The following is a 22,934-nucleotide window of genomic DNA, read 5'->3' on the forward strand; positions in this document are numbered from 1 at the left end:
GTATCACCTGAATGGCTTCGTTTCCACGGGAACGGAGCCATTTGGGCGATTTCAACCGAACGCACGCTCGGTAGGCTGAACGGGTGATCATCGGCACCGGCATCGACCTCGTGGACATCCCACGGTTCGAGCGCACGATGGAGCGGACTCCGCGGCTGCGTGAGCGGCTCTTCGCCCCTTCCGAGCGCACTCTCCGTCTTCCCTCCCTCGCCGCGCGCTACGCCGCCAAGGAGGCGCTGATCAAGGCGCTCGGCGGTTCCGACGGCGTGCACTGGACCGAGATCGAGATCGCCTCCGAGCCCTCGGGGCGACCGCACTTCGTGCTGTCCGGGTCGACGGCCGCGGTCGTCGAAGAACGGGGCATCCTCACGCTGCATCTCACCCTCACCCACGACGCCGGTCTCGCCGCGGCGTTCGTCGTCGCCGAAGGAGCACCGCTGTGACCGCCCCCTTCCGTGAAGCGAGCATCGACCTCGACGCGATCGCCGACAACGTGCGGCACTTCCGACGCCTGACCGGCGTCGAGGTGATCGCCGTCGTGAAGGCCGATGCCTACGGCCACGGCGCGGCGATGGCTGCAGTCGCGGCGCTCTCGGCCGGTGCCACCCGCATCGGCGTCGCCGAGATCCCCGAGGCGCTCGAGCTGCGCCGGCAGGGTGTGCATGCACCGATCATGGCGTGGTTGCATGCTCCGGGGGAGCGGTTCGAGCAGGCGGCGGCCCACGACATCGAAGTCGGGATCTCGTCGTTCGATCAGCTCGAGGCGGCCGCGACCGCTGCTGCGGTCGACCGCCCGGTGGGGGTGCACCTGAAGTTCGAGACCGGTCTGTCGCGCAACGGCATCGCCCCGGCGGACTGGGGGCGTGTGCTCGCCGAGGCCGCGCGCCTCGAACGCATCGGACGCCTTCGCATCGTCGGACTGTTCAGTCACCTCTCCAACACCTCGGCGGAAGACGACAGAGCAGCGCTCGCGAAGTTCGAAGAGGGGGTCGCCGCGGCGGCGTCCTTCGGCATCCACCCCGAGATCCGGCACATCGCCGCGACCGCCGCTGCCATCGATCTGCCGGAGATGCGCCTGGATGCGGTGCGCATCGGCGTGGGGCTCTTCGGACTGTCGCCGTTCGACGACCGCAGCTCCGCCGAGCTCGGCCTGCGTCCGGCGATGACGCTGCGGGGGGCGATCGCCGCCGTGCGCAGAGTGCCGGCCGGGACGGGCGTCTCCTACGGCTACGACCATCGCACGGACCGCGACACGACGCTGGTCCTCGTGCCTCTCGGATACGCCGACGGCGTGCCGCGCAACGCGTCGGGGAAGCTCCCGGTCTCCATCGGCGGACGCCGGTTCGTGAACGTCGGACGCATCGCGATGGATCAGTTCGTCGTCGACGTCGGAGACACCCCGGTCTCGATCGGCGACGAGGTCGTCTTGTTCGGCGACCCCACCCTCGGCGTGCCGTCAGCGGCGGACTGGGCCGATGCCGCCGACACCATCAACTACGAGATCGTCACCCGCATCGGTCCCCGCGTGCCCCGGCGGGCCTCGTGAGCGTGGACCCTGCGTTCCTCGGTCGTCGGGAGATCGCGACCGCCGAGGAGATGGAGCAGCTGGGCCTGCGCATCGGCGAACAGCTGGAAGCCGGCGACCTCCTCGTCCTGACGGGTCCGCTCGGAGCGGGGAAGACCACCTTCACCCGCGGGCTCGCCGAAGGGCTGGGGGTGCGCGGTCCCGTGCAGAGCCCCACCTTCGTGATCGCCCGCACGCACCCCTCGCTGGTCGGCGGAGCGCCACTGGTGCACGTCGATGCCTACCGCCTCGGTTCGGCGGCGGAGCTCGACGACCTCGACCTCGACCTCGAGCGCTCCGTCGTGGTGGTCGAGTGGGGCAGAGGCATGGCCGAGGAGCTGGCCGACTCCTGGTGGGACATCGAGGTGGAGCGGCCTGTGGGGTCCTCGGACGACCTCGACCCTTCGGAGCTCGATTCGGATGCGCCGAGGATCGTCACGATCGTGCGCGAGAGCGCCGCATGACCTCGACGTCGACGCCCGCACTCGTCGCCGTGATCATCGAAGACGATCCCGACGTGCGATCACTCCTGGACGAGGTGTTCCTCGCGGCAGGCTTCGAGACGATCCTCACGGGCTCCGGCGTCGAGGGGCTCGCTGCCGTCGAACAGCACCATCCGGTGATCACGACCCTCGACATCAACCTTCCCGGCATCGACGGCTTCGAGGTCGCCCGACGGATCCGGCGGGTCAGCGACACCTTCATCATGATGCTCTCCGCACTCTCCGAAGAGTCCGACGTGGTCCTCGGGCTCACCTCGGGAGCGGACGAGTACCTGGTCAAACCCTTCCGCCCGCGCGAGCTCCGCGCCCGTATCGAGGCCCTTCTGCGGCGTCCGCGGCTTCCGGCCCCCGGCGTCGCCGACGCGCGCGTGCCCGGCCCTCGACTCCCGGACAACGGCAGGTCCGATCCCGGCGCAGAGCAGGCGCTGGACGGAGCGACGGTCCTGACGTGGCGTGGCAGGGTGCACCGCGATCTCAGCCTCGACCTCGACACGCGACTGGTGCTGATCGGGCAGCGACGGATAGAACTCACACCGACCGAGTTCGACCTGCTCGCGATGCTGCTGGAGGCCGGGAAGCGGGTGTGCAGCAAAGCCGATCTCGCCCGAGGGCTGCGCGCTGCGCCACCGGGGTCGAACGACTACGTGAGCGAGCCGGACAAGAGGGCGATCGAGACGCATATCGCGAACCTGCGACGAAAGCTCGGCGACAGCACGACGCAGCCGCGCTACATCGAGACCGTGCGCGGCGTCGGCTACCGGCTCACGTCGGACGAGGGCTCGTGAGAGCCGAGGGGGCGGGGCCGTGGTTCCCCAACCACGGCCCCGATCGCCTGCGAATCCCCACTCGCGCGGCCCCAGCGTCTGCGTTGTGCCCCAGTCGCAGTGTCGGCCCCCACTGAGAATGCTAGAGGCGAGAGGTCGCCTGAAGAGCGGGCTCGAACGATCTTTGAGTAATCTTGCGGCAAAGCTGAGGTTCGAAGGGGAGGGTGGGCACTGATGGTCCGCACGGTGTCTATCTGGCGCTGGCAGCTCGTCTTCACCGCCAGCATCGTGGCGATCGTCGTCATGATCACCGCTTTCAAGCCCCAGACCTTCGCGAACCCCCTCGTGGTCGCCGGATTCGGTCTCGTCATTCTGACCACGGTGGCGACCCTGGCTGTGCCGTGGCATCGACTCCCGCGCACCGCGGCGACGGCCGTGCCGCTTCTGGATGCGCTCGCCGTGGGGCTCACCACCAACGCCCCCGACATCAGGCTCGGCTTCCTCTGGGTCTTCCCCGTCGTCTGGCTGGCCACCTACTTCACGTTGCCGTGGGTGCTCGGCGGCATCGCCTTCATCAGCGCCACCCTCGTGGCGTTCGCGGATCACAGCGGCGCGCCGGCCGACATCCTGCTGCGGCTGCTCACTCTCGTGATCACACTGGGCTTCCTCGGGGTGACGATCCGCATCGGCTCACAGCGCTCCCGTGCCGCGCGTCGGCTGCTGCAGCGTCGTTCAGAGCAGGTCAATCGTGCGGCCGAGCGGGCCGAAGCCAATCAGCGACGGGTCGTACAGATCGTCGATGCGCTGAGGGTCGCGCTCGTGGTCGTGAGCACGAGTGGGCGCGTCCTCCAGATGAACGACGCCTACCGTGCGCTCTACGGGCGCGACCGCTTCGGCGCGGCGCTGCCCTCGGCCTCCGTCGAGTACGACGCGCGGCGCGGCACCGCGCTGCCGCCCTCGCGCACCTCGCTGGCCAGGGCCGCCAGCGGGGAGCAGCTGCAGGCCGAGAGGGTATGGCTGTTCGACGGCAGGGGGCAGTGGCGTGCACTCGAGGTGAGCACGCAGTCGATGGCCAGTGCGGGCGAGGGGGAGGACATCACGCTCGTCGTGATCGACGACGTGACGGCCCTGCTCGAGGCCGACGAGGAGCGGCGCGCCTTCAACGCCGTGGTCTCCCATGAGCTGCGCAATCCGCTCACGGCGATCATCGGGCACGTCGACCTGCTCCGTGAGCGCGAAGACCTCCCCGGGCGCGTGCCGGCGCAGCTGGACATCATCGCGCACGCGGGCGAGCGCATGCAGGACCTGGTCGCGAGCATCCTCCAGCAGACGAGTCGCACCGCGCAGGAGCCGTTCGCCCCCGTGGACCTGCGCGAGGTCGTCGACGAGGCCGCCGCGTCGTACGCACCGGTCTTCTCTGGCAACCGGCAGGAGCTGGTCATCGCAGGAGCGACGAGCCTCGTGATCTCCGGCGATCCCTTCCGGCTGCGACAGGTGCTCGACAACCTCCTCAGCAACGCCGCCAAGTACACCCCGGCCGGCGGGCGCATCGACGTCGCGATCGACACGGCCGCCACCGGTCAGGCGGAGGTCTCGATCATCGACGACGGGTTCGGGATGACGCCGGAGGAGCTGTCACGGGTGTTCGAGCCGTACTTCCGCGCGGAGCGGGCGGTGCGCGCCGGCATCAGCGGCACAGGGTTGGGCATGGGGATCGTGCGGGAGATCGTGGCTGCGCACGAAGGCAGCATCGACGTCTCGAGCGAGCGGGGGATCGGCACCCGCGTGATACTTCGATTCCCGCCGCGTTCCCCCGAGGAGGTACAGGCGTGAACCCTCTCGTTCCCGTCAACGTCGACATCACCACCAGCATGGTGGCCGTGGTCACGGTGCTCACAGTCATGGTCGTGGGGCTCGGCACGCTCGCCCGTCCGAGCAGGGCGACGGTCGCCTGGGGCGGCGCCTTCGGCCTGGGGATGCTCGGGGCCTACCTCTGGCTCGCCGGCCAGCAGACGGACGTCGCGATGCTGCGAGGGGCGGCGTCCGCGCTCCTGCTGTGCTTCGAACCTCTGGTCTGGATCGGTCTGCGGATGCACTTCGGGCGGCGGGCCCGTCGGTGGCCGATCGTCCTGTTCGTCCTGGCCTCTCCCACTCTCCTGGTGGCCACGGCCGGCACCGGCTGGTACATGCCCGCGTTCCAGCTCGTCTTCCTCGGCAGCGCCGTCTTCGCAGGCCTGGTGGCCTACGAGCTGCTGCGCGACGGATCAGCCGTCAGGGACATCGTGCTGCCGCTGGCTCTCGCCTCATGCGGCTTCGTGGTGGTCGCGCTCGTGAGCGCCGCGATCGCACTGATCTCCGGTGGTGCCGGCACCGAGGCCCAGCTGAGCGCACTGCGGGGTCTCAACGCCGTCGGCACCGTCGTGGTCAGCATCTGTGCGGCGTTCACGCTGGTGCTGCTGGTGCGATCGGAGCAGAAGAAGGACGCTGCCGGTGACATCGCCGAACGCGCGCGTCGACGGCTGCGCAAGGCCGAGGCGCAGAGCGACCAGCCATGGTCGATCCTCGACATCCGGCTGGACGATCCCGCCGACCTCCGTGAGGCGTCGACGGGGGCGGCGTTCGCCCTCATCGTCGATCGCTTCCACCAGGACATCGAGGAGACCCTGCCGGCGTCGGCCGATGCCGATCGAGTCGCCGACGGCCGTGCGATGGTCATCATCCGCGGCAGCGACGAGTCGGTTCGCCATCATCTGCGCGAGATCCTGACGCGCATCTCGGTGATCGACACCGAGACCGCGGTGAGGGGCATCCGGTCGTCGGCGAGCATCGGCTGGGCGACCGCATCGGTGTTCGGCTACGACTATGACGCCCTCGTCACCGCGGCGGGCAGTGCGGCGGACAGGGCGCGAGCTGCCGGCGGCGACCAATGGAAGCGGGCCACGGTGGCGGACCTGGCATCCGCCTGAGGTCGACCTTCGACTAGGAGGGTCGGGCTTCCCGGCCCCGAGCGAGGGCAGCGGCGATGGCCTCTTCCGCACCGGCATCGGTCTCGGCAGCGGCGGACACGTTCTCGGCGACGACGGCCTCGATGATCTCGGTGCGCTGGATGCGCGTCTCGCGGGGCGCCTTCACACCGATCCGCACGCTGTCGCCCTTGATCTCGAGCAGCGTGATCTCGATGTCGCCGTCGATGCGCACGCTCTCACCGATCCGCCTCGTCAAAACCAGCATTCGTTCAGCCTAGTGCTGCGGGGACGACGCCGACCGCAGGAGCGGGGATGTCCCGCACGACCCCGACCGTCTCGATCGTGAGGGCGGCGGCGGTCGCCTCGGTGTAGGAGAGCACGGGAAGGCCGTCCGTCTGCGCCGAGACGAGGCGTCGCACGGCCGGCCGCAGAGACGGCGCGCACACCAGCACCGGCTCGCCGCCCTCGCGCACCGAGGACACGGCCTGCTTCACCGATTCGACCACGGCTTCCATGCGCTGCGGATCGAACACGATCTGACTGCCCTCGTCGCCCGGACGCAGGCTCTCGAGCATCGCCTGCTCCAGCAGCGGATTGATCATCACCACACGCAGCGTGCCGGCATCTGCGAACCGGGCGGCGATCGCGGGACCGAGCGCGGCTCGGGCGGCCTCGATCAGGCCCTCGGGGTCGGTGGAGGCCCTGGCGCGCAGTGCGAGAGCCTCGTAGATGCGACCGAGGTCGTTGATCGGCACGCGTTCCGCGAGGAGTCCCTGCAGCACGCGTTGGACCTCGGCCAACGACAGCAGCGCCGGTGTGAGCTCCTCGACCGCGGCGGGGGAGACCTGCTTGAGGGCATCGGTGAGCTGGCGCACGTCCTCGCGGCTCAGCAGGCGTGCGGCGTGGGCGTGGATCACGCTGGACAGATGCGTGATGATCACGCTCGCGCGGTCGATCACCGTGGCGCCGGAGAACTCGGCGCTGTGGCGCATCTCCATGGGGATCCACTTGCCCTCGAGCCCGAAGACCGGGTCGAGCGTCGCGGTGCCGGGGAGGGTGTCCAGGCCCTGGCCGAGAGCGAGCACGGACCCCGCCGGTGCGGTGCCACGGCCGGTCTCGACCCCGGCGATGCGGATGACGTAGGTCGCCTGCGGCAGCTCGATGCTGTCGCGGGTGCGCACCGGCGGCGTGATGAGGCCGAGATCGAGGGCGATCCGGCGCCGGAGGGCCTTCACACGCGCGAGCAGGTCGTCAGGGCCCCCGGTGACCATATCGACGATGTCGGGGGCGAGCAGGATCTCGAGTGGATGCACACGCATCTTCTCGATGAGCTCCTCCGGCTGGTCGGTCGGGACGCTCGAAGGGCTCTGCGCGGCCGCGGCGGCCTCCTCCCGCTTCTGGGTCGCCTTGATGCGCTGCGCGATGAGCAGGAGCAGCGCCCCGATCGCGACGAACGGCAGCATCGGCATGTGCGGGATGAGCGACATGATGATCGCGGCGCATCCGGCGATGATCAGCGCGTTGCGGGACTGGCCGAGCTGGGCCGATGCCGCCGTGCCCATCTCCACCTCAGCCGTGGAGCGGGTGACGATCATGCCGGTGGAGACGGCCATGAGCAGGGCGGGGATCTGCGTCACGAGCCCGTCGCCGATCGTGAGCAGGCTGTAGGTGCTCACCGCTTCGTCGATGGTCATCCCGTGCTGCACGATGCCGATCGCGATGCCGCCGACGACGTTGATGATGATGATGACGAGACCGGCGATCGCGTCGCCCTTCACGAACTTCGACGCACCGTCCATCGCGCCGTAGAAGTCGGCTTCGGCCGCCACCTCGGCGCGGCGCTCTCGCGCCTCGGCGTCGGTGATGAGTCCGGCGTTGAGGTCGGCGTCGATCGCCATCTGCTTGCCGGGCATGGCATCGAGCGTGAACCGCGCGCCGACCTCGGCCACGCGCTCGGCTCCCTTGGTCACGACGACGAACTGGATGACGACGAGGATGAGGAAGACGACCGCGCCGATGATGAGAGAGCCGCCGACGGCGATCGCACCGAACGCCTCGATCACCTGCCCCGCATACGCCTCCCCGAGCACGAGACGGGTCGAGGCGACGTTGAGTCCGAGCCGGAACAGGGTCGCCACGAGCAGGAGCGACGGGAACACCGAGAAGTCCAGCGGCTTCTTCACGAACATCGACGTGAGCAGGATCACCAGCGCGAACATGATGTTCAGGATGATGAGGATGTCGAGCAGGAACGGCGGCACCGGCACGACCAGGAGCATGATGATGCCCACGACTCCGATCGGCACCATCAGCTTGGTCATCAGCTGTCTCATGCGGTCCTCCGGTAGGGAAGGGAGTGGATGCCGCGCGCGGCTCCGCGTCGTCGCAGCGAGTCGACGAACACGAGCACGCGCGCCACGGCGTTGTACAGGTCTTCGGGGATCTCCTGGCCGAGCTCGCAGGCGGCGTGCAGGGCCCGGGCCAGGGTGATCTCGCGCACGAGCGGCACGCCGGCGCGCACGGCCTCGTCACGGATGCGTTCCGCGATCACACCGCTGCCCTTGGCGACCACTTTGGGGGCGGCACGACCCGGCTCGTACCGCAGTGCGACCGCGATGTGGGTCGGATTGACCACGACGACATCGGAGCCGGCGACCGCGGCGATCATCCGGTTGCGGCTCACGGCGAGCTGCCGCGAGCGTCGCTGCTGGCGGATCAGCGGGTCGCCTTCGGAGTTCTTGCTCTCGTCGCGGATCTCGCGCTTGGTCATGCGCGTGTGCTTGCGGTTGCGTCGCATCACCACGAACATGTCGATCGCGGCGAGGGCGAGCCCGACGCCGATCGCGGTCTGCAGCAGGGCGGCGGTGCCCTCACTCGCGGTGCCGAGCAGGCGGGAGATCGAGTGCGCGCCACTCGCCGTCAGCACGGGCATCAGGCTGGCGATCACGAACCACAGCGCGATGCCGATGGCCGCGGTCTTCATGAGCGCCTTGGCGCCCTCCCAGAGGGCCTGCATGCCGAACACCCGGCGCATGCCGCTGACGAGGTTGAACTGCTCGAAGCGGCCGGTGAGCGGTTTCAGGTGCACGCCGCCCTGGACGACGGCTCCGAGCAGGGTGACGATCGCGACGGCGGCCAGCATCACGGTGATCGTGGGGAGCACGGAGGCGAGGCCGCGACCGAGGGCTGCGAGTGCCGCCTGCGGCGTCGGGGCATCGACCAGAGAGGTCAGAGTGAGCATCTGCTCGCTGCCGGCCGATGCGCCCAGGGCGATGGCCGCAGGCATGGTGACCGCCGCCGCACCGATTCCCAGCCAGGCGGTGAGGTCCTGGCTGCGGGAGAGGCGTCCCTTCTTGCGGGCCTCGCCGAGGTGCTTGTCGGTCGCCTTCTCACTGCGTTCGCCGCTGTCGGTGCCGCTCACTGGTGCACCCCCTGCATCATGCGCAGCGCCTGCGCGGCGAGGGCATCGACGATGCCGGGGAGCACGGCGTACACGGCGCCGGCGAGCAGCAGCGTCAGCAGGATCTTCACCGGGAAGCCCATCGCGAACGCGTTCAGGGCCGGGGCGACGCGGGTGATGAGTCCGAGCCCGACGTCGGCGAGGAACAGCACGAGCACCAGCGGCCCCGCGATCTGCACGGCCGCGAGCACCATCTGGGAGACCCCGTCGACGAGGAGCTCGGCCGGTCCTGCCGCCGAGAACATGCCGTCGACCGGCACGGCCTCGAAGCTGCGGGCGAGCCCGGCCAGGATCAGCTGGTACCCGCCGGAGGCGAACAGCAGCGTCAGCGCGGTCAGATGGAAGAGCCTGGTGAACTGGGCGCCGTTCACGAGCGAATGCGGGTCGAACGCCTGAGCGAGCTGGAACCCGCCGAACACGTCGATCAGGCTTCCGGCGGCCTGCAGCGCCGAGAAGCACAGCAGCACGAGGAACCCGAGCAGGGCGCCGGTGACCAGCTGCAGCACCAGGGCGCCGAGGAACGGCCCGGTGTCGAGGTTCTCGTAGCCGGGAGCGACGGCCGTGCCCACCGCGAGGGAGAGGCCGATCGCGAGCATCGCCTTCACCCGCGCCGGAATCGCCCCGTAGGAGAACGGCGGAGCGATCATGATGAACGCCGTGATGCGCACGGCGGCGAGCATCGTGGCCTCCAGCCAGGCGAAGTCGATCGGGATGTACACGGGGTCATCCGCTCAGCAGCGAGGGGATACGGGCGAACATCTCGTTCGTGAAGGCGATCATCTCCGCGATCATCCAGTTGCCGGCGATCAGCAGCGCGATGCCCACGGCGACGATCTTCGGCACGAACGACAGCGTCACCTCCTGCACCTGGGTGATGGACTGCAGCAGCGAGATGGCGAAGCCCACCACGAGGGCGGTGACCAGCACGGGCGCGGCGAGCTTCGCGGCGATGATCAACCCCTGCGTGCCGATGTCGATGACGGCTTCGGGACTCATCCGATCCCTCCGTAACTCTCCAGGAGTGCCCGGATGATGAGCCCCCAACCGTCGACGAGGATGAACAGCAGGATCTTGAACGGGAGCGAGATCATGACGGGCGGGAGCATCATCATGCCCATCGACATCAGCGCCGCGGCCACGACGAGATCGATGACCAGGAACGGGATGAAGATCACGAAGCCGATGATGAACGCGGCCCGCAGCTCGGAGATCATGAACGCGGGGATGAGGGTGTACATCGGGACGCTCGAGGGATCCTCGGGGTTGGGCTGACCCGCCATCCGGGTCATCAGGGCGAGGTCCTCCTCGCGCGTGAAGCGCAGCATCCACTCCTGCAGCGGGAGCTGGCCGACGTCGATCGCCTGCGTGAAGGTGAGGCCGCCGTCGATGTAGGGCTGCACCGCGACGGTGTTGATCTCGGTCAGCACCGGCCACATGATGAACAGCGACAGGAAGAGGGAGAGACCGGCCAGCACCTGGTTCGGGGGGATGGTCGGCAGTGAGAGGGCGTTCCTGGTCATCGCCAGCACCACGAAGATCTTCGTGAACGACGACATCATCAGCAGGAGCGCCGGGGCGACCGAGAGCAGCGTGATGCCCAGCAGCGTCAGGATGGAGCCCGAGGGGCCGCCGTCGACGCCGTTGATGTCGATCGTGACGCCCTCGCCCTGGTCGTCCGGGGTCACCTGTGCCTGGGCGGCCGTGCCCGTGACGAGTGTGACGACGACGACCAGCGCGAGCGCCGCGGCGAGGAGCAGGGCGATCCGTCGCAGCGCGCGAGCGTCGCCGACCACGCGGGCGACGCTCATCGGGTGCGCCGGATGGCCTCGGCGGTCTGCCGCCAGGTTTCAGGGGAGAGGATGGAGCCGCGAAGCGGATCGTTGCGGTGCCGCACCCGACGCTGCGGCGCCGGCGACGCGGGTGAGACGGTCGTCGACGCGTTCAGGGCGGTGGCCGCGAGGATCCGGTCGAACTCCTCGGCGTCTGACGCTGCTTCGGCGCTCGCCGCCGACCACGTCGGAAGCGCGGGGTCGTCCTGCTCCTCCGTGGGCACGACCGGCAGACGGTCGACGACGTTCACGCCGTGCTCGGTGACACCGAGCACGTACCGGGCATCCGCCGTCTGGATCACGACGATCTGCGCCTTCGGACCGACCCCCTGGCGTCCGAGCACCGTGATCGCCTCGCTGTCGCGACGACGCGCCTGCGTGCGTGCGACGCGGCGCTGGAGGAACCACAGCACCCCGAGCACTGCGGCGAGCGAGAGCACGACCCGCAGGCCGAGCAGGAGGTCGTCCAGGGTCAGGCCTCGACGTTCTCGAGGATGCGGGTGATGCGCACCGCATAGTCCTGGTCGACGACGACGACCTCACCGTGCGCGATGATGCGTCCGTTGAGCTTGATGTCGGCGGGGGCGCCGGCGGAGCGGTCGAGCTCGACGATGCGCCCTGGTTCCAGATCGAGCACGTCGCGCACCGCCATCCTGGTGCGTCCGATCTCGACCGTGAGCTCCATCTCCACGCCCGCGATGCGGTGCAGTCGGCGCGAGGAGTGGGAGGCGCCCGCCGGCGCGCGCGTGACGACGACGGCGAGGCGGCCGACCGTGTGACCGGCATCGTCCTGCAGATCGAAGAGCTGCACAGCCGGATCGGCGAAGAGCGCGGAGGCGTCGCCGGTCGTCGCCTCACCGAGGGCGCCGGAACCCAGTGCGCTGGTCGCGGTCTCGAGGGCGTCGCGCAGGCGGTCGGCCAGGGGTGTGCCGCCGAGTCCGTCGACCAGGATCTCGGGCTCGAACAGCTGCACCGCCAGGTGCGCGCTCGCCTCGCCCACGAACGGCACGATCAGGGCGTCGCCGGTGTCTCCTGAGACCTGCGAGGCGCGCGCGACGAGAGGAGAGGCCGTCGGCAGCGACGCGGCGAACGCGGCGGCGACGGCGGACTCGTAGGTGGTGGTGCTGGTCACGCGGGCTCCTCGGCGAAAGCGGGATCGGGGACGATGGTGGTCACGACGCAGGCCAGTCGTGCGCCTGCGGTGCCGACGGCCGCCGTGGCGACGGTCTGATCACCGACGACGAGGGTCATCGGTCGGTCGGCGGAGTGCGGGAACGCGATCACGTCGCCGACGGACAGATCCAGCACCTCACGGGGCAGCACGGCGCGGGGTGCGAGGCGCAGCGCGAGCTCGACGGGGGCGAGATCGACCTGACGACGGATCCGGGCAGGGGCGGCTGTGCGCTCGTCCTCGGAAGGGCGCACGGTGAAACCGGCGAGCACGGAGGCCGGCAGCATCACACTGGTCGGCACCGTGCGACCGGCGAGGCGCATCGAGAAGCGCGCGACGATGACGGGCTCTCCGGAGGCCGCGACCTGGGCGAACTGCGAGCTGTACTGGATGCCGCTGAAGGAGACCCCGGTCGGGAGCAGCCCGTCGAGCGCTCCGGTGAGATGGTCGATCGCATCGACGATGAGCGAGCGGATCAGCGCCTGCTCGATCGGGGTGAAGGTGCGCTCCTCGGACGCGGCGGATACCCGTCCGCCCACCATCTGCACGATCCAGGCGGTCGCGGCCGATGTCGGCAGCTGCACGATGAGACGCTCTTCCGAATCCGGAAGCGCGCACACGATCATGGTGGTCGTGGTCGGCAGGGACTCGGCGTACTCGCCGTAGGTCATCATCCCGACATGCTCGACCGCGATGGTGGCACGCACGTGGATCTTCGCCGATAGCTGCGCAGACCACTGCCGGGAGAACGTCTCGAAAGCCAGTTCCAGGGCACGGGTGTGCTCACGCGAGAGGGTCGCCGAACGGCCGAAGTCGTACACCTCGACTTCGGCGGTCCTCTCCACCGTCCCTGCGCGCGCTTCGGAGCGCACGCTGTCCTCGATCACCACGAACCCGACTATCGGGCGGTGATCGGCGTGCGTTAGGCGAGAGGCGGTTCAGGAGGACGGCTTTCCCGCCTGTGCCTGGGGGATGAGCGCGCGCACCTCCTCGTTCGCGTCGGAGAGCACGACGATGTCGACCCGTCTGTTCTGGGCCAGCGCCTCGGGAGCGTCACCCGCTGCGATCGGGCGAGTGTCGCCGAAGCCGACCGACTTCAGGTGCGCCGGCGGAAGCCCCGAGGTCTCGACGAGATGCCGCAGCACCTGCGTGGAGCGTCCGGCCGACAGCTCCCAGTTGGTGGGGTACGGCGCGACCGATCCGCGTACGTCGGCGTGGCCCTCGACCGAGATCTCGTTGGTGGTGGTGACCAGCACCGAGCCGAGCGCGTCCAGGACCAGGACGGCCGTCGAGCTGAGCGTCGTGCTGTTCGTGGTGAAGAAGGTCTCGGCGCTCACGAGGCCGATCGTGAGGCCGCGCTCGTCGATGGTGAAGGTGACGTCGGCTTCGAGCCCGTTCTCGGCGAGGACCTGACGCAGCCGCTCCCGCAGGGCTGACAGCTCGTCGAACTCGGTCTGCGCCGCGGCGAGGTCGACGTCGGCGAAGTCCTCGCCCTTCTCATCGACCAGCTCCGGTGGCACGACCACACCCGTAGTGGCGTCGATCTCATCCGACGGCTCCTGCCCGAAGCCGGTGGCGAGGGAGGCGCTGAGAGCCTCGAACTTCTCCTGGTCGACCGTGGACATCGCGAACAGCACGATGAACATGCACATCAGCACGGTCACCATGTCCATGTACGACGCCATCCACCGCTCATCCGGACCGCTGTGCTCCTCCTGCGGCACGCGGCGACGGGCACGGACGCTCATGACGCCTGCTCCGTCTCCTCGGCTGCTCGGGTGCGGGCGCGACGGCCAGAGCGGGCGGAGGAGCGCTCGGACACGAGGGCTCTCAGGCGCTCTCCGACGAACTGCGGCGGGGCGCCGGCCTGGATCGCGAGCATGCCCTCCATGAGCACGGTCATGCGTTCGAGCTCGAGCTCGCCGAGACGCTGGAGGCGTCCGCCGATGGGCAGCCAGATGAAGTTGGCCGAGAGCAGACCCCACAGCGTCGCGACGAATGCTGTGGCGATCATGGGACCGAGCGTGTCGGGCTTGTCGAGCTTCTCCAGCACGTGCGTGAGGGAGACGACGGTGCCGATGATGCCGACCGTGGGCGCGAAGCCGCCGAGTGTCATGTAGAAGCGTGAGGCGGTGCGGTTGCGGGCGGCGGTCGAGGTGAGCTCATCCTCCAGCAGCGTTCGCAGGTCTTCGGCGTCGGTGCCGTCGGCGATGCTCTGCAGTGCCTGGCGCAGGAACGGGTCCTTCTCGTCCTCGAGTCCCTGCTCGAGGGCGAGGAGCCCTTCGGCGCGCGCCTTCTCGGCGTAGCCGACCACCGTGTCGATCATGCTCGACGCGGTGCGGCGCTCGCCGCGGAAGGCGCGGGGGAGCGACTTGACCGCATGCAGCGCATCGCGCACAGTACCGCTCGCGATGCCGACGGCGATCGTGGCTCCGAAGACCAGCACCATCGGGGCGGGGATCAGCAGCGATCCGATGGTCGCGCCTTCGAGGTTGATCATGGCGATCAGGGCACCGAACGCGAGGACCAGTCCGAGGATGAGAGACGGATCCATCAGAGACCGACCTCGGAAGCGGGGGCGTCTGAATCCGTTCCGGCGGTGCTGATCAGAGCGGCGGCCGTGGCGAGCACTCCGGCGCGGAACCGGGTGATCTGCGCGATCACGTCATCCATCGTCTCGGTGACCACGAATGTCGCACCGTCGACCATGATGAGCGTCGTGTCCGGCGTTGCCTGGACACGTTCGATCAGGTCGGGGTTCACCGCGAACCGCGAACGGTTCAGGCGCGTGAGGATGATCATGGGCTCCATCCTGGAAAGATCCGTCCGCGTTCCGGGGAGCGCGGACCCGACGGCCCGTCCTGGGCTGTCGGAGGTGACTGTCGGCTGGAGGGCGTCAGCCGTTAGTCGTGCCTGTGGCGGAGGATCCCATGAGGGAGGACGATCAGCGCTCGGCGAGGAGCTGGTCTCGCACCTGTCGACGCAGCACCTTGCCGATGAGGGAGCGGGGGAGGTCGTCGACGGCGGTGATGCGGCGCGGCACCTTGTACGGGGTGAGCCGGGTGCGGCAGAAGTCGCGCAGCGCGTCCACGTCGAGAGCAGCGCCGTCGCGGAGCACGACGGCGGCGGCGACTTCTTCCCCGCCATGAGGTCGCGGAAGACCCACGACCGCGGCGGCCACGACATCGGGGTGCGCGATGAGGGCGTCTTCCACCTCGCTCGGCGACACGTTGAAGCCGCCGGTGATGATGAGCTCCTTCAGGCGGTCGACGATGCTCACGAACCCGTCCGAGGAGACCTGGGCGATGTCGCCCGATCGGAGCCAGCCGTCCGGCAGCAGAGCGTCGGCCGTCTCGCCGGGCCGCCCCCAGTACCCCTGGAAGACCTGCGGGCCGCGGATGAGGAGTTCGCCGGGTTCCCCGGAGGGCACGTCGACCGTCGGGTCAGCGGGGTCGACGACGCGGATCTCCGTGCTCGGAAAGGGCACGCCGACGGTGCCGGGACGGCGGGTGGGACCCATCGGATTGCCGAGCGCGACCGGCGAGCTCTCGGTCATGCCGTAACCCTCCACGAGCAGACCGCCCGTCGCCTCCTCCCAGCGCTTCACGGTGGCCACCGGAAGACTCATCGCTCCGGAGATCGCGAAGCGCACGGTCGAGAGGTCGATGGTCCCCCGAGAGGCTGCGCGGGCGAGAGCATCATAGATCGGCGGCACAGCGGGAAGGAAGGTGGGAGGCGTCGAGCGCGCCGCCGCTGTGACCAGTCCCAGATCGAACGCGGGAAAGAGCACGAGCCGGGCCCCGATGCTCATCGCGAAGGTGAGGCACAGCGTCATCCCGTACGCGTGGAACAGCGGCAGCACACCGTAGAACGTCTCCTCGCCGTCGACGAGTCCCGGCACCCACGCTCGTCCCTGCATCGCGTTGGCGCGGAGGTTCGCGTGCGTGAGGATCGCTCCCTTCGGGACGCCCGTCGTCCCGCTGGTGTACTGCAGGAGCGCAGTGTCGTCGAGGCCCGGTCCTGCCACCCGCCGCGAGATCCGCCGGTGATCGGCGAGGCTCTTCCAGGTGACGAGGTGCCGCGCCTTCGGGGTGCCGGTGAGCTTCGCGCGGGCCTCGCGTGCCCGCGGCAGGGGCAGTCGCAGGGCGAGGCGCTTCGACAGCGGCATCGCCGCGGTGATGTCGACGCTCACGATGTGCTCGACCCTGACGTCGGTGGGGAATCCGGCGATCGTGTCGACGGCCTTGTCCCACACGATGGCGACGCGTGCGCCGTGATCCTCGAACTGGTGTCGCAGTTCGCGCGCGGTGTAGAGCGGGTTGTGCTCGACCACGATCGCACCCAGTCGGAGGATCGCGTAGAACGCGACGACGTGCTGCGGGCAGTTCGGCAGCACCAGAGCGACGCGGTCGCCGGCACCGACCCCGAGCCGGCGCAGGCCCTCAGCGGCGCGCTCGACCTGCTCTCCGAGTTCCCTGTACGTGGTTACCGCTCCGAAGAAGTCCAGCGCCGGGCGTCGACCGAAGGCCTTCACGCTCGCCGACAGCATCTCCGGCAAGGTCTGCGACGGATCCTCGATCTGGGCGGGGACGCCCTCCGCGTAGGAATCGAGCCAGGGCCGGGAGGCGAGGGGAGAGTCGGGCATGTCTCCATCCTCCCCCGGGATCGCGTTTCGCGGGCGCTGTGCCTCAGCCGACGAACAGCAGGATGATCGACACGGCGACCGCGGCCGCGCCGACGCCGGCCAGGGTGATCCCGAGCACCTGGAGCGCATGGAGGAGGGGGCGTCGGGGTTCGAACCTCATCAGGCGCGGGTGTCGGGCGCTGATGAACGCGTCGGCGTCCTCCCTGCCACGCCAATGGACGGACTCCTCCGCCCGGAGCGGCCGCTCCCAGAAGTCGCCGGCGGTGAACCAGCGGGCGCGCGCCCGGCCGTCCTCCTCCTCGAGGATGACGACCTCGTGGGGCAGCCAGGGACCGTCGTGCACCTTCACCAGCAGCACGATCGTGAGCAGCGGGAGCCCGACACCGAGTCCGACCCATGAGAGGATCTCGGCGATCATTCCGACAGCATCGACCGCGTTCATGACCGCCTCCTTTCTCCCAGAGACGACAGTACCGGCGAAGTCGGGCGTCCTAAGCTGACGATGTGAACGAAGATGTGCGGAATGTGCAGGCGGCGCTGGCAACTATGACCGAGCATTGGCAGCCGCACCGGCTGGCCAGCGTCAACGACTACGACGTCAAGGTCGTGAAGCTGCTCGGAGAGTTCGTCTGGCACACCCATCCCGACACCGACGAGCTCTTCATGGTGGTGCACGGGCGTCTGACGATCCAGTTGCGCGATCGTGATGTGGTGCTGGGGCCGAACGACGTCTTCGTCGTTCCGAAGGGTGTCGAGCACTGCCCGCGAGCCGACGAGGAGGTGCAGGCGATCCTGTTCGAGCCGAAGGGCACCGTCAACACGGGCGATGCCGGGGGAGAGATGACGTCGGAGCTCCGGGAGCTCGGATAGGTCGCGGGGCACGACCTGCGGCGGTGCGGTGGTGCGGTGGTGCTCAGACCGCGCGGAGCGCGTCGGCTGCGGCCTCCATCGCGTCGGCGTTCAGCGCGAAGTACGCCCACTTGCCGCGCTGCTCTCGCGTGACCAGACCGGCTTCGGTCAGAAGCTTCATGTGATGGGAGACCGTTCCCTGCGAGAGGCCGACGGGCTCGGTCAGGTCGCAGATGCAGGCCTCACCGCCGGACCCGGCGGCGATGAGGGACAACAGTCTGACCCGAGTGGGGTCTCCCAGCGCCTTGAACACCCGGGCGACGCGCTCCGCATCCTCGACGGTCATGGTCGCGGTGACAGGAGGGACGCAGCAGGTGCGGGCTTCGATCGTCGTCGGCAGGGTCACTCGCCCATCCTGTCACGTATTGACAATCTTCGATAGGTGGGAGACAGTCTTCATATTGAAGATTCTCAATCCGAGGAGATGTGATGTCTGAGCTTCCCGTCGTCGTCATCGGAGCCGGCCCCCAAGGCCTCGCCGCCGCGGCGCATCTCGTCGAACGCGAGGAGGACGTGGTCGTCGTCGAGCGCGGCCGTGGTCCCGCGGCCGCCGTATCCGAGTGGGGTCACGTGCGCCTCTTCTCGTCATGGCCGGAGCTCACAGCCGCGGCCGCGCGCCGCGTTCTCGAGCCGACCGGTTGGACCGCACCCACGGCGGGGTATCCCACGGGGGCGGAGTGGGTGAGCGGATACCTCGCGCCGCTCGCGAAGGTTCTGGGCGAGCGGATCCGGTACGCGACGACAGTCACAGGAGTCGCACGTCAGGGACGCGACAAGGTCGTCGAGGGAGGGCGCAGGAGCCAGCCGTTCGTCGTGCATACGGTCGACGCCGATGGTCGGGAATCCCGACTCCTCGCTCGCGCCGTGATCGACGCGAGCGGCACCTGGGGTCTTCCCAACCCGGCCGGGGCCGATGGCTTCCCGGCTCTCGGAGAGGCCGCGGCGGCCGGTGCGATCTCCTATCGGATCCCGGCCGATGTCTCGGAACTCGCGGGTTCGCACGTCGTCGTCGTGGGGGCCGGGCACTCCGCCACGCATGCCGTGCTGCGCCTGAGCGAGCTGGCACGGCGAGCCCCGGGAACACGGGTGACGTGGATGCTGCGCCGGGGGAGCGCCGCGAACGTGTTCGGTGGCGGTGCCGGCGTCGAACTGCCGGAGCGCGCGGCTCTCGGCTCTCGCGCACGAAAGGTGATCGACGACGGAGTCGTCGACCTGGTGACCGGATTCCGCGTCGTCGAGTTCCGGCAGGAGGCCGAAGGGCTGACGGTCATCGCCGAAGACGGGCGCGTCGTCAGGGGCGTCGGCCGCATGTTCGCGCTCACGGGTTTCCGACCCGACCTGCAGATGCTGCGCGAGCTCCGGACCGACCTGGATCCCACGCTCGAAGCCGTCGCCGGTATCGCATCCGAGATCGATCCGAACATCCACTCCTGCGGATCCGTGGGTGCGACCGGGGCGCGTGAGCTCGTGCAGCCGGAGCGAGGATTCTTCATCGTCGGCGCGAAGTCCTACGGTCGGGCGCCGACCTTCCTCGCGCTGACGGGCTTCGAGCAGGTGCGCAGTGTCGCCGCTCACCTCGCCGGCGATCACGAGGCAGCTGATCGCCGCGAACTCAGGCTTCCGGACACCGGGGTGTGCGGAGGGTCCGGCGACTTCGATGACAGCGCGGGCAGCTGCTGCGCCGCCCCCTCCACGCTTCAGATCGGTGCGCGGCCCGTCGTCGTCGGCTGATCGAGCTCGGAGGGAGCGGCGACGAGGGGGCCTCTCCCGGGCCTCGTCGCTCGAGGAGAAGGCAGATACCCGGCACCGGAGTTCACCTCGTCAGCGGCGCCCCGCCAGCATCGAGCCGTTCCAGCACTCGCACTGCTTCACCTGTGCCGTCGTCGCCGGAGATGCTCTGCGCGAGCGTTTCTGCACTGTCGGCGTAGCGTCCTGTCGAGACGAGCTCGTCGATGCGCGCTGCGAGAGTCGCCGCTGTGGCTCTCCGCAGCGGAATAGGGCGCGGCCCGGCCCCGAGCGCGTGCACCCTGGATCCCCAGAACGGCTGGTCTCCCAGCACCGGGCAGATCAGGCTGGGTCGACCCGCCCTGAGACCGGCCGCTGTCGTCCCTGCCCCGCCGTGATGCACGACGGCAGCGACGCGGGGGAAGAGCCAGCGGTGCGGGGCTTCGTCGATGACGTGGATGCGCGGGTCGGAGATGTCGTCGAGGCCGCCCCACCCCTTCGCGACGACGGCTCTGACCCCGGCGTGCCGGACAGCCTCGAGGACCGTCTTGCTCCGTTCCGCTGAGGGTTTTCCGAACCCCATGCTCCCGAAGCCGATGTAGATCGCAGGACCGGCTTCGAGGAATTCCCTCAGCGCCGGCGGTGGCGTCCACTCGTCGCTGTCGTTCTCAGGGAACCAGTAGCCGGTGATGTGAGCGGAATCCGGGTAGTCGGCAGGCGGCGGAACCACATGGGGGCTGAAGGGGTAGAGGACCGGTACGCGTTCGCCATCACGGTGCAGATAGTCGCTCATCCGGCTGGTTCGTCGCATCCCCAACGTCTGAGTGCGGAACCGATTGATCATCCCCCCATAGGCGAGGGCCGTGAAGCGGTTGAACTGATAGCTCAGATGGTTGACGGGTCCGGGAAATCGGCGAGCCACGAACGGGATGGCGAAGTCGCGCGTCGGAGTGAGGAAGGGGAGTGGGAGCGAGGCGACGAAGGGAATGCCGAGTCGCTCGGCTATGTGGACTCCGGCCAGCGCCTTCGGGTGAGACACGATGACGGTCGGATCGACCTTCTGCGCCACCGTCCACTGCTCGGAGAGGGAGCGTCGCATCGCCTGTGACATGCGCCGGGCGAGCGTCGCTGCTTCGACAGGACCCCGTGAGTCCGCCATCAGTGCTCGCATTTCATCGTGCATCGCGTCGCCCATGGGTTCGAACCGGATGCCACGTCGCTCGAGGTCTTCTCGGTAGACGCCGGGCGCGGACAGGGTGACCGCATGCCCCTCCCGCTGAAGCCGTGATGCAAGGGCGACGTAGGGGTCGACATCACCTCGGGTGCCGAACGTGAAGATGAGTGCGCGCATCGACTCAGCCGTTCACGTCGCGGTGGCGGAGCGCACGCGCTCATGTGGCGATGTCGGGTCGTTCTCTCCCTCGTCCGAGCTCGGGCCGCTGTGCCTGCCCAGCGCTTCCTTCGCAGCGACGAGCAGACGATCGTCCGAGTAGAGACCGTGCGTGTACAACTCCAGCACAGGGATGGTCGAGCGCTCCAGCAACGAGGTCGTCAGCGAGCTCTCTCCGAAGGCCCGGGCGAGGTGGCGACGCAGGATGACCGGCCCCAAGCCGTAGAGCGTGATGTACACGGCTGTCGCTTCGAGATCGGACTGCTCGCGCATCGTTCCAGCCGCGACCTGTTCTCGGAGCATCTCTCTGGTACCGGCGAGGAACGTGTCGAAGAGCCGGTCGGACGCGGTGGAATCGTCGACCAGCATCCCGGCGAGGTAGTCCAGGGCGACGCTGCGCTTCTCCAGCGAATCCAGCGCCTCTCGCATCAGGCGTGAAGCGTCCGCACCGGTCATGCCGTCGCGCTCGGAGAGGAACTCGCTCACGACGTGCGCGTCACACGCCTCCCGCAGCCCATCCTTGCTTCCGAAGTGGTGCAGGATCAGAGCCGGGCTCACGGCAGCGTCCTGTGCGATCTGACGCAGGCTGGTGCCAGCGAAACCCTGCTGGCCGAACCGTGTGATCGCCGCGTCGCGAATGCGCGCTCTGGTCGTGAGGTCTGCGGATGCTGAACGCATATTCAGAATGCTAAACGAATGTTCAGCGAAATCCAACCACCATGCGAGGGGTGGAAAGCGCCGAGACGCCCTCCACCCCTCGACCGTCGTGGGGTCAGCCCGCGGCGGGGGCGATCTCGTTGGGCGTCACGTCGAGCTCGGTGCTGGCGAGCACCTTGCCGGTGGTGAGGTCCACAGCATGAACGCTGTTGGCGGCAGGCTCGGTGACGTACGCGATGTTCCCGGCGACGACGATGGCGGGGTGGGCGTCCTGCCACTCGGCCGGACCTTCCCACGCCTTCACGACCGGGAAGCTGTCGGTGATGTCACCGGACTCCGGATCGAGCACATGGATGGCACCGTCGCTGCTGAGGATGTAGGCGAGGTCCTTCGGCCCGCGGACGATGTCGCGGAACGTGTACTCGACGCCCTCGGGAAGATCGACGACCTCGAGGGTCTTGGCCGCGGTGTCGATGAGCGTCACAGCGCTCAGCAGGTAGCCTTCCGCGTCGACGTCGTCCTTGTAGTCGCCGACGACGATCGGGCTCGTCTCACTGACGTACGCGTTGCCCATGCGGCCGTAAGGCTGGTCGGGGGCATCGAGCTTGGTGATCTCGCCGTCGTGGTAGACCAGGGCTCCGTTCTCGCAGCCGAAGACGACCGCCTCGTCCTTCGCGGTGCCTTCGCCGTGGACACCGGGGCACTGGTCCGAGGACGCGATCTCGGTGCCTTCCGCGTCCTTCGCCACGATCCCGTTGCGGCCGTCCGCGTTGCCGACCGTGGTGAGGAAGGTGCCGTCCTCCAGTACGACGGAGACGCCGTGGTGCGCCTCGACACCCGCGATGGTCTTGACCTCGGGCAACCCGTCGGTGCCCGCCAGGTCGGCGGAGTCGAAGATGGTGGTGTCGCTCGTGCCGTCGGCGTAGAGCACCGTCTTGTCGGCGTGCCGCACGACATGGCCTGGGGCGTCAGCGGCAAAGATCGTGTCGGTGAGCTCAGGCTCGTCGCTGGAGCCGGCTCCCGTGTCCAGCACCTGGAAGCCCTCGCTCATGGTGACCATCACGTGCCGTCCGTCACCGGCCGCGTTGAGGCGCGTGAACGGCTCGGAGTCGAATTCGGCGAGCGTGTCGAGCGTCTTGCCGTCGAGGACCAGGATCCCGCCCTCGTAGGAGATGGCGACGCGGGAGGTTCCGGCAGCGTCGGACGCGCTGCTGCCGGGGGTGGAAGCCGGTGCAGCGGCGTCACCGCCGGTCGAGCACGACGTCAGGGTGATGACCGCGCCGATGGCTGCCGCGCTGATCAGCGCGCGACGCAGGGGGGAGGGGGATCGCATATGCATGCCTCTTTCTCT

Annotated in this window: 26 protein-coding genes; 8 read left to right on the forward strand and 18 right to left on the reverse strand. The window is 69.0% G+C overall.

Annotated elements, in window-relative coordinates:
- The first annotated feature begins 83 nt into the window (after window positions 1-83).
- The 6 genes from ACP699_RS15715 to ACP699_RS15740 all read left to right on the forward strand — a co-directional run bounded on the left by ACP699_RS15715 (window position 84) and on the right by ACP699_RS15740 (window position 5,797).
- Window positions 84-443, forward strand: a complete 360-nt coding sequence (locus ACP699_RS15715; protein WP_017828216.1) for a holo-ACP synthase — start codon at window positions 84-86, stop codon at window positions 441-443.
- On the forward strand, window positions 440-1,546 hold the full coding sequence (gene alr, locus ACP699_RS15720) for an alanine racemase (protein ID WP_426172195.1): 1,107 nt from the start codon (window positions 440-442) through the stop codon (window positions 1,544-1,546). The genes ACP699_RS15715 and alr overlap by 4 nt, the downstream gene beginning before the upstream one ends.
- Window positions 1,543-2,028 carry a tRNA (adenosine(37)-N6)-threonylcarbamoyltransferase complex ATPase subunit type 1 TsaE gene (gene tsaE, locus ACP699_RS15725; protein ID WP_371861308.1) on the forward strand — a complete coding sequence of 162 codons (486 nt, stop codon included), beginning with the start codon at window positions 1,543-1,545 and terminating at the stop codon, window positions 2,026-2,028. The genes alr and tsaE overlap by 4 nt, the downstream gene beginning before the upstream one ends.
- Window positions 2,025-2,852: a response regulator transcription factor gene (locus ACP699_RS15730; protein WP_426172198.1), complete on the forward strand. Its 828-nt coding sequence runs from the start codon at window positions 2,025-2,027 to the stop codon at window positions 2,850-2,852. The genes tsaE and ACP699_RS15730 overlap by 4 nt, the downstream gene beginning before the upstream one ends.
- A gap of 213 nt (window positions 2,853-3,065) precedes the next feature.
- Window positions 3,066-4,664, forward strand: coding sequence for a sensor histidine kinase (locus tag ACP699_RS15735; RefSeq protein ID WP_426172200.1), 1,599 nt, complete (start codon window positions 3,066-3,068; stop codon window positions 4,662-4,664).
- Window positions 4,661-5,797 (forward strand): hypothetical protein, encoded by a 1,137-nt coding sequence (locus tag ACP699_RS15740; protein ID WP_426172202.1) that lies wholly within the window; start codon window positions 4,661-4,663, stop codon window positions 5,795-5,797. Before ACP699_RS15735 ends, ACP699_RS15740 begins: the two co-directional genes overlap by 4 nt.
- A gap of 13 nt (window positions 5,798-5,810) precedes the next feature.
- Here ACP699_RS15740 and csrA read toward each other — a convergent pair whose 3' ends face one another.
- The 14 genes from csrA to ACP699_RS15810 form a co-directional block, all read right to left on the reverse strand.
- Entirely contained in the window at window positions 5,811-6,062 is a 252-nt protein-coding gene (gene csrA / locus ACP699_RS15745) for a carbon storage regulator CsrA (RefSeq protein ID WP_055870247.1), read from the reverse strand.
- A gap of 4 nt (window positions 6,063-6,066) precedes the next feature.
- Entirely contained in the window at window positions 6,067-8,130 is a 2,064-nt protein-coding gene (locus ACP699_RS15750; protein WP_031205350.1) for a flagellar biosynthesis protein FlhA, read from the reverse strand.
- Complete coding sequence (locus tag ACP699_RS15755; RefSeq protein WP_055877264.1) at window positions 8,127-9,218, reverse strand: EscU/YscU/HrcU family type III secretion system export apparatus switch protein; 1,092 nt, start codon at window positions 9,216-9,218, stop codon at window positions 8,127-8,129. The genes ACP699_RS15750 and ACP699_RS15755 overlap by 4 nt, the downstream gene beginning before the upstream one ends.
- Entirely contained in the window at window positions 9,215-9,976 is a 762-nt protein-coding gene (locus tag ACP699_RS15760; RefSeq protein ID WP_055877265.1) for a flagellar biosynthetic protein FliR, read from the reverse strand. Before ACP699_RS15760 ends, ACP699_RS15755 begins: the two co-directional genes overlap by 4 nt.
- 4 nt (window positions 9,977-9,980) lie before the next feature.
- The gene (gene fliQ, locus ACP699_RS15765) at window positions 9,981-10,253 is read right to left on the reverse strand and encodes a flagellar biosynthesis protein FliQ (protein WP_017828226.1); all 273 of its coding nucleotides are present in this window, start codon (window positions 10,251-10,253) and stop codon (window positions 9,981-9,983) included.
- Window positions 10,250-11,065 (reverse strand): flagellar type III secretion system pore protein FliP, encoded by an 816-nt coding sequence (fliP, locus tag ACP699_RS15770; protein WP_426172206.1) that lies wholly within the window; start codon window positions 11,063-11,065, stop codon window positions 10,250-10,252. The genes fliQ and fliP overlap by 4 nt, the downstream gene beginning before the upstream one ends.
- Window positions 11,062-11,526: a FliO/MopB family protein gene (locus tag ACP699_RS15775; protein WP_426172208.1), complete on the reverse strand. Its 465-nt coding sequence runs from the start codon at window positions 11,524-11,526 to the stop codon at window positions 11,062-11,064. Before ACP699_RS15775 ends, fliP begins: the two co-directional genes overlap by 4 nt.
- Before the next feature lie 32 nt (window positions 11,527-11,558).
- Window positions 11,559-12,218, reverse strand: coding sequence for a flagellar motor switch protein FliN (gene fliN, locus ACP699_RS15780; RefSeq protein ID WP_426172210.1), 660 nt, complete (start codon window positions 12,216-12,218; stop codon window positions 11,559-11,561).
- Window positions 12,215-13,147: a flagellar motor switch protein FliM gene (locus ACP699_RS15785; protein ID WP_055870264.1), complete on the reverse strand. Its 933-nt coding sequence runs from the start codon at window positions 13,145-13,147 to the stop codon at window positions 12,215-12,217. Before ACP699_RS15785 ends, fliN begins: the two co-directional genes overlap by 4 nt.
- Window positions 13,148-13,195: 48 nt before the next feature.
- Window positions 13,196-14,005, reverse strand: a complete 810-nt coding sequence (locus ACP699_RS15790; RefSeq protein WP_151487049.1) for an OmpA/MotB family protein — start codon at window positions 14,003-14,005, stop codon at window positions 13,196-13,198.
- Window positions 14,002-14,811, reverse strand: coding sequence for a motility protein A (locus ACP699_RS15795; RefSeq protein WP_017828232.1), 810 nt, complete (start codon window positions 14,809-14,811; stop codon window positions 14,002-14,004). The genes ACP699_RS15790 and ACP699_RS15795 overlap by 4 nt, the downstream gene beginning before the upstream one ends.
- Window positions 14,811-15,059, reverse strand: coding sequence for a flagellar FlbD family protein (locus ACP699_RS15800; protein ID WP_055870268.1), 249 nt, complete (start codon window positions 15,057-15,059; stop codon window positions 14,811-14,813). Before ACP699_RS15800 ends, ACP699_RS15795 begins: the two co-directional genes overlap by 1 nt.
- A 142-nt stretch (window positions 15,060-15,201) precedes the next feature.
- Complete coding sequence (locus ACP699_RS15805) at window positions 15,202-16,902, reverse strand: long-chain-fatty-acid--CoA ligase (RefSeq protein WP_127481942.1); 1,701 nt, start codon at window positions 16,900-16,902, stop codon at window positions 15,202-15,204.
- Window positions 16,903-16,945: 43 nt separating this feature from the next.
- Window positions 16,946-17,344, reverse strand: coding sequence for a hypothetical protein (locus ACP699_RS15810; RefSeq protein WP_055870274.1), 399 nt, complete (start codon window positions 17,342-17,344; stop codon window positions 16,946-16,948).
- A 62-nt stretch (window positions 17,345-17,406) separates the two neighbouring features.
- Between ACP699_RS15810 and ACP699_RS15815 the strand changes: the two genes are divergently transcribed.
- The gene (locus ACP699_RS15815) at window positions 17,407-17,772 is read left to right on the forward strand and encodes a cupin domain-containing protein (RefSeq protein ID WP_200935188.1); all 366 of its coding nucleotides are present in this window, start codon (window positions 17,407-17,409) and stop codon (window positions 17,770-17,772) included.
- 43 nt (window positions 17,773-17,815) lie between these two features.
- On the opposite strand, the gene ACP699_RS15820 is transcribed toward ACP699_RS15815, so the two are convergent.
- The gene (locus ACP699_RS15820; protein ID WP_055871175.1) at window positions 17,816-18,097 is read right to left on the reverse strand and encodes an ArsR/SmtB family transcription factor; all 282 of its coding nucleotides are present in this window, start codon (window positions 18,095-18,097) and stop codon (window positions 17,816-17,818) included.
- 143 nt (window positions 18,098-18,240) lie between these two features.
- Between ACP699_RS15820 and ACP699_RS15825 the strand changes: the two genes are divergently transcribed.
- Window positions 18,241-19,542 carry an NAD(P)-binding domain-containing protein gene (locus ACP699_RS15825; RefSeq protein ID WP_426172214.1) on the forward strand — a complete coding sequence of 434 codons (1,302 nt, stop codon included), beginning with the start codon at window positions 18,241-18,243 and terminating at the stop codon, window positions 19,540-19,542.
- An 82-nt stretch (window positions 19,543-19,624) separates the two neighbouring features.
- On the opposite strand, the gene ACP699_RS15830 is transcribed toward ACP699_RS15825, so the two are convergent.
- From ACP699_RS15830 to aztD, 3 genes are all read right to left on the reverse strand, one after another.
- Window positions 19,625-20,887, reverse strand: a complete 1,263-nt coding sequence (locus ACP699_RS15830; protein WP_426172216.1) for a glycosyltransferase — start codon at window positions 20,885-20,887, stop codon at window positions 19,625-19,627.
- Window positions 20,888-20,899: 12 nt separating this feature from the next.
- A complete protein-coding gene (locus ACP699_RS15835) occupies window positions 20,900-21,604 on the reverse strand; it encodes a TetR family transcriptional regulator (protein WP_426172218.1) in 705 nt (234 codons plus the stop codon).
- A gap of 94 nt (window positions 21,605-21,698) precedes the next feature.
- The gene (gene aztD / locus ACP699_RS15840; protein ID WP_200935189.1) at window positions 21,699-22,916 is read right to left on the reverse strand and encodes a zinc metallochaperone AztD; all 1,218 of its coding nucleotides are present in this window, start codon (window positions 22,914-22,916) and stop codon (window positions 21,699-21,701) included.
- Window positions 22,917-22,934: the final 18 nt, after the last annotated feature.

It is taken from the genome of Microbacterium sp. DWRC1-3 (assembly GCF_049896645.1).
Lineage (GTDB): Bacteria > Actinomycetota > Actinomycetes > Actinomycetales > Microbacteriaceae > Microbacterium > Microbacterium maritypicum.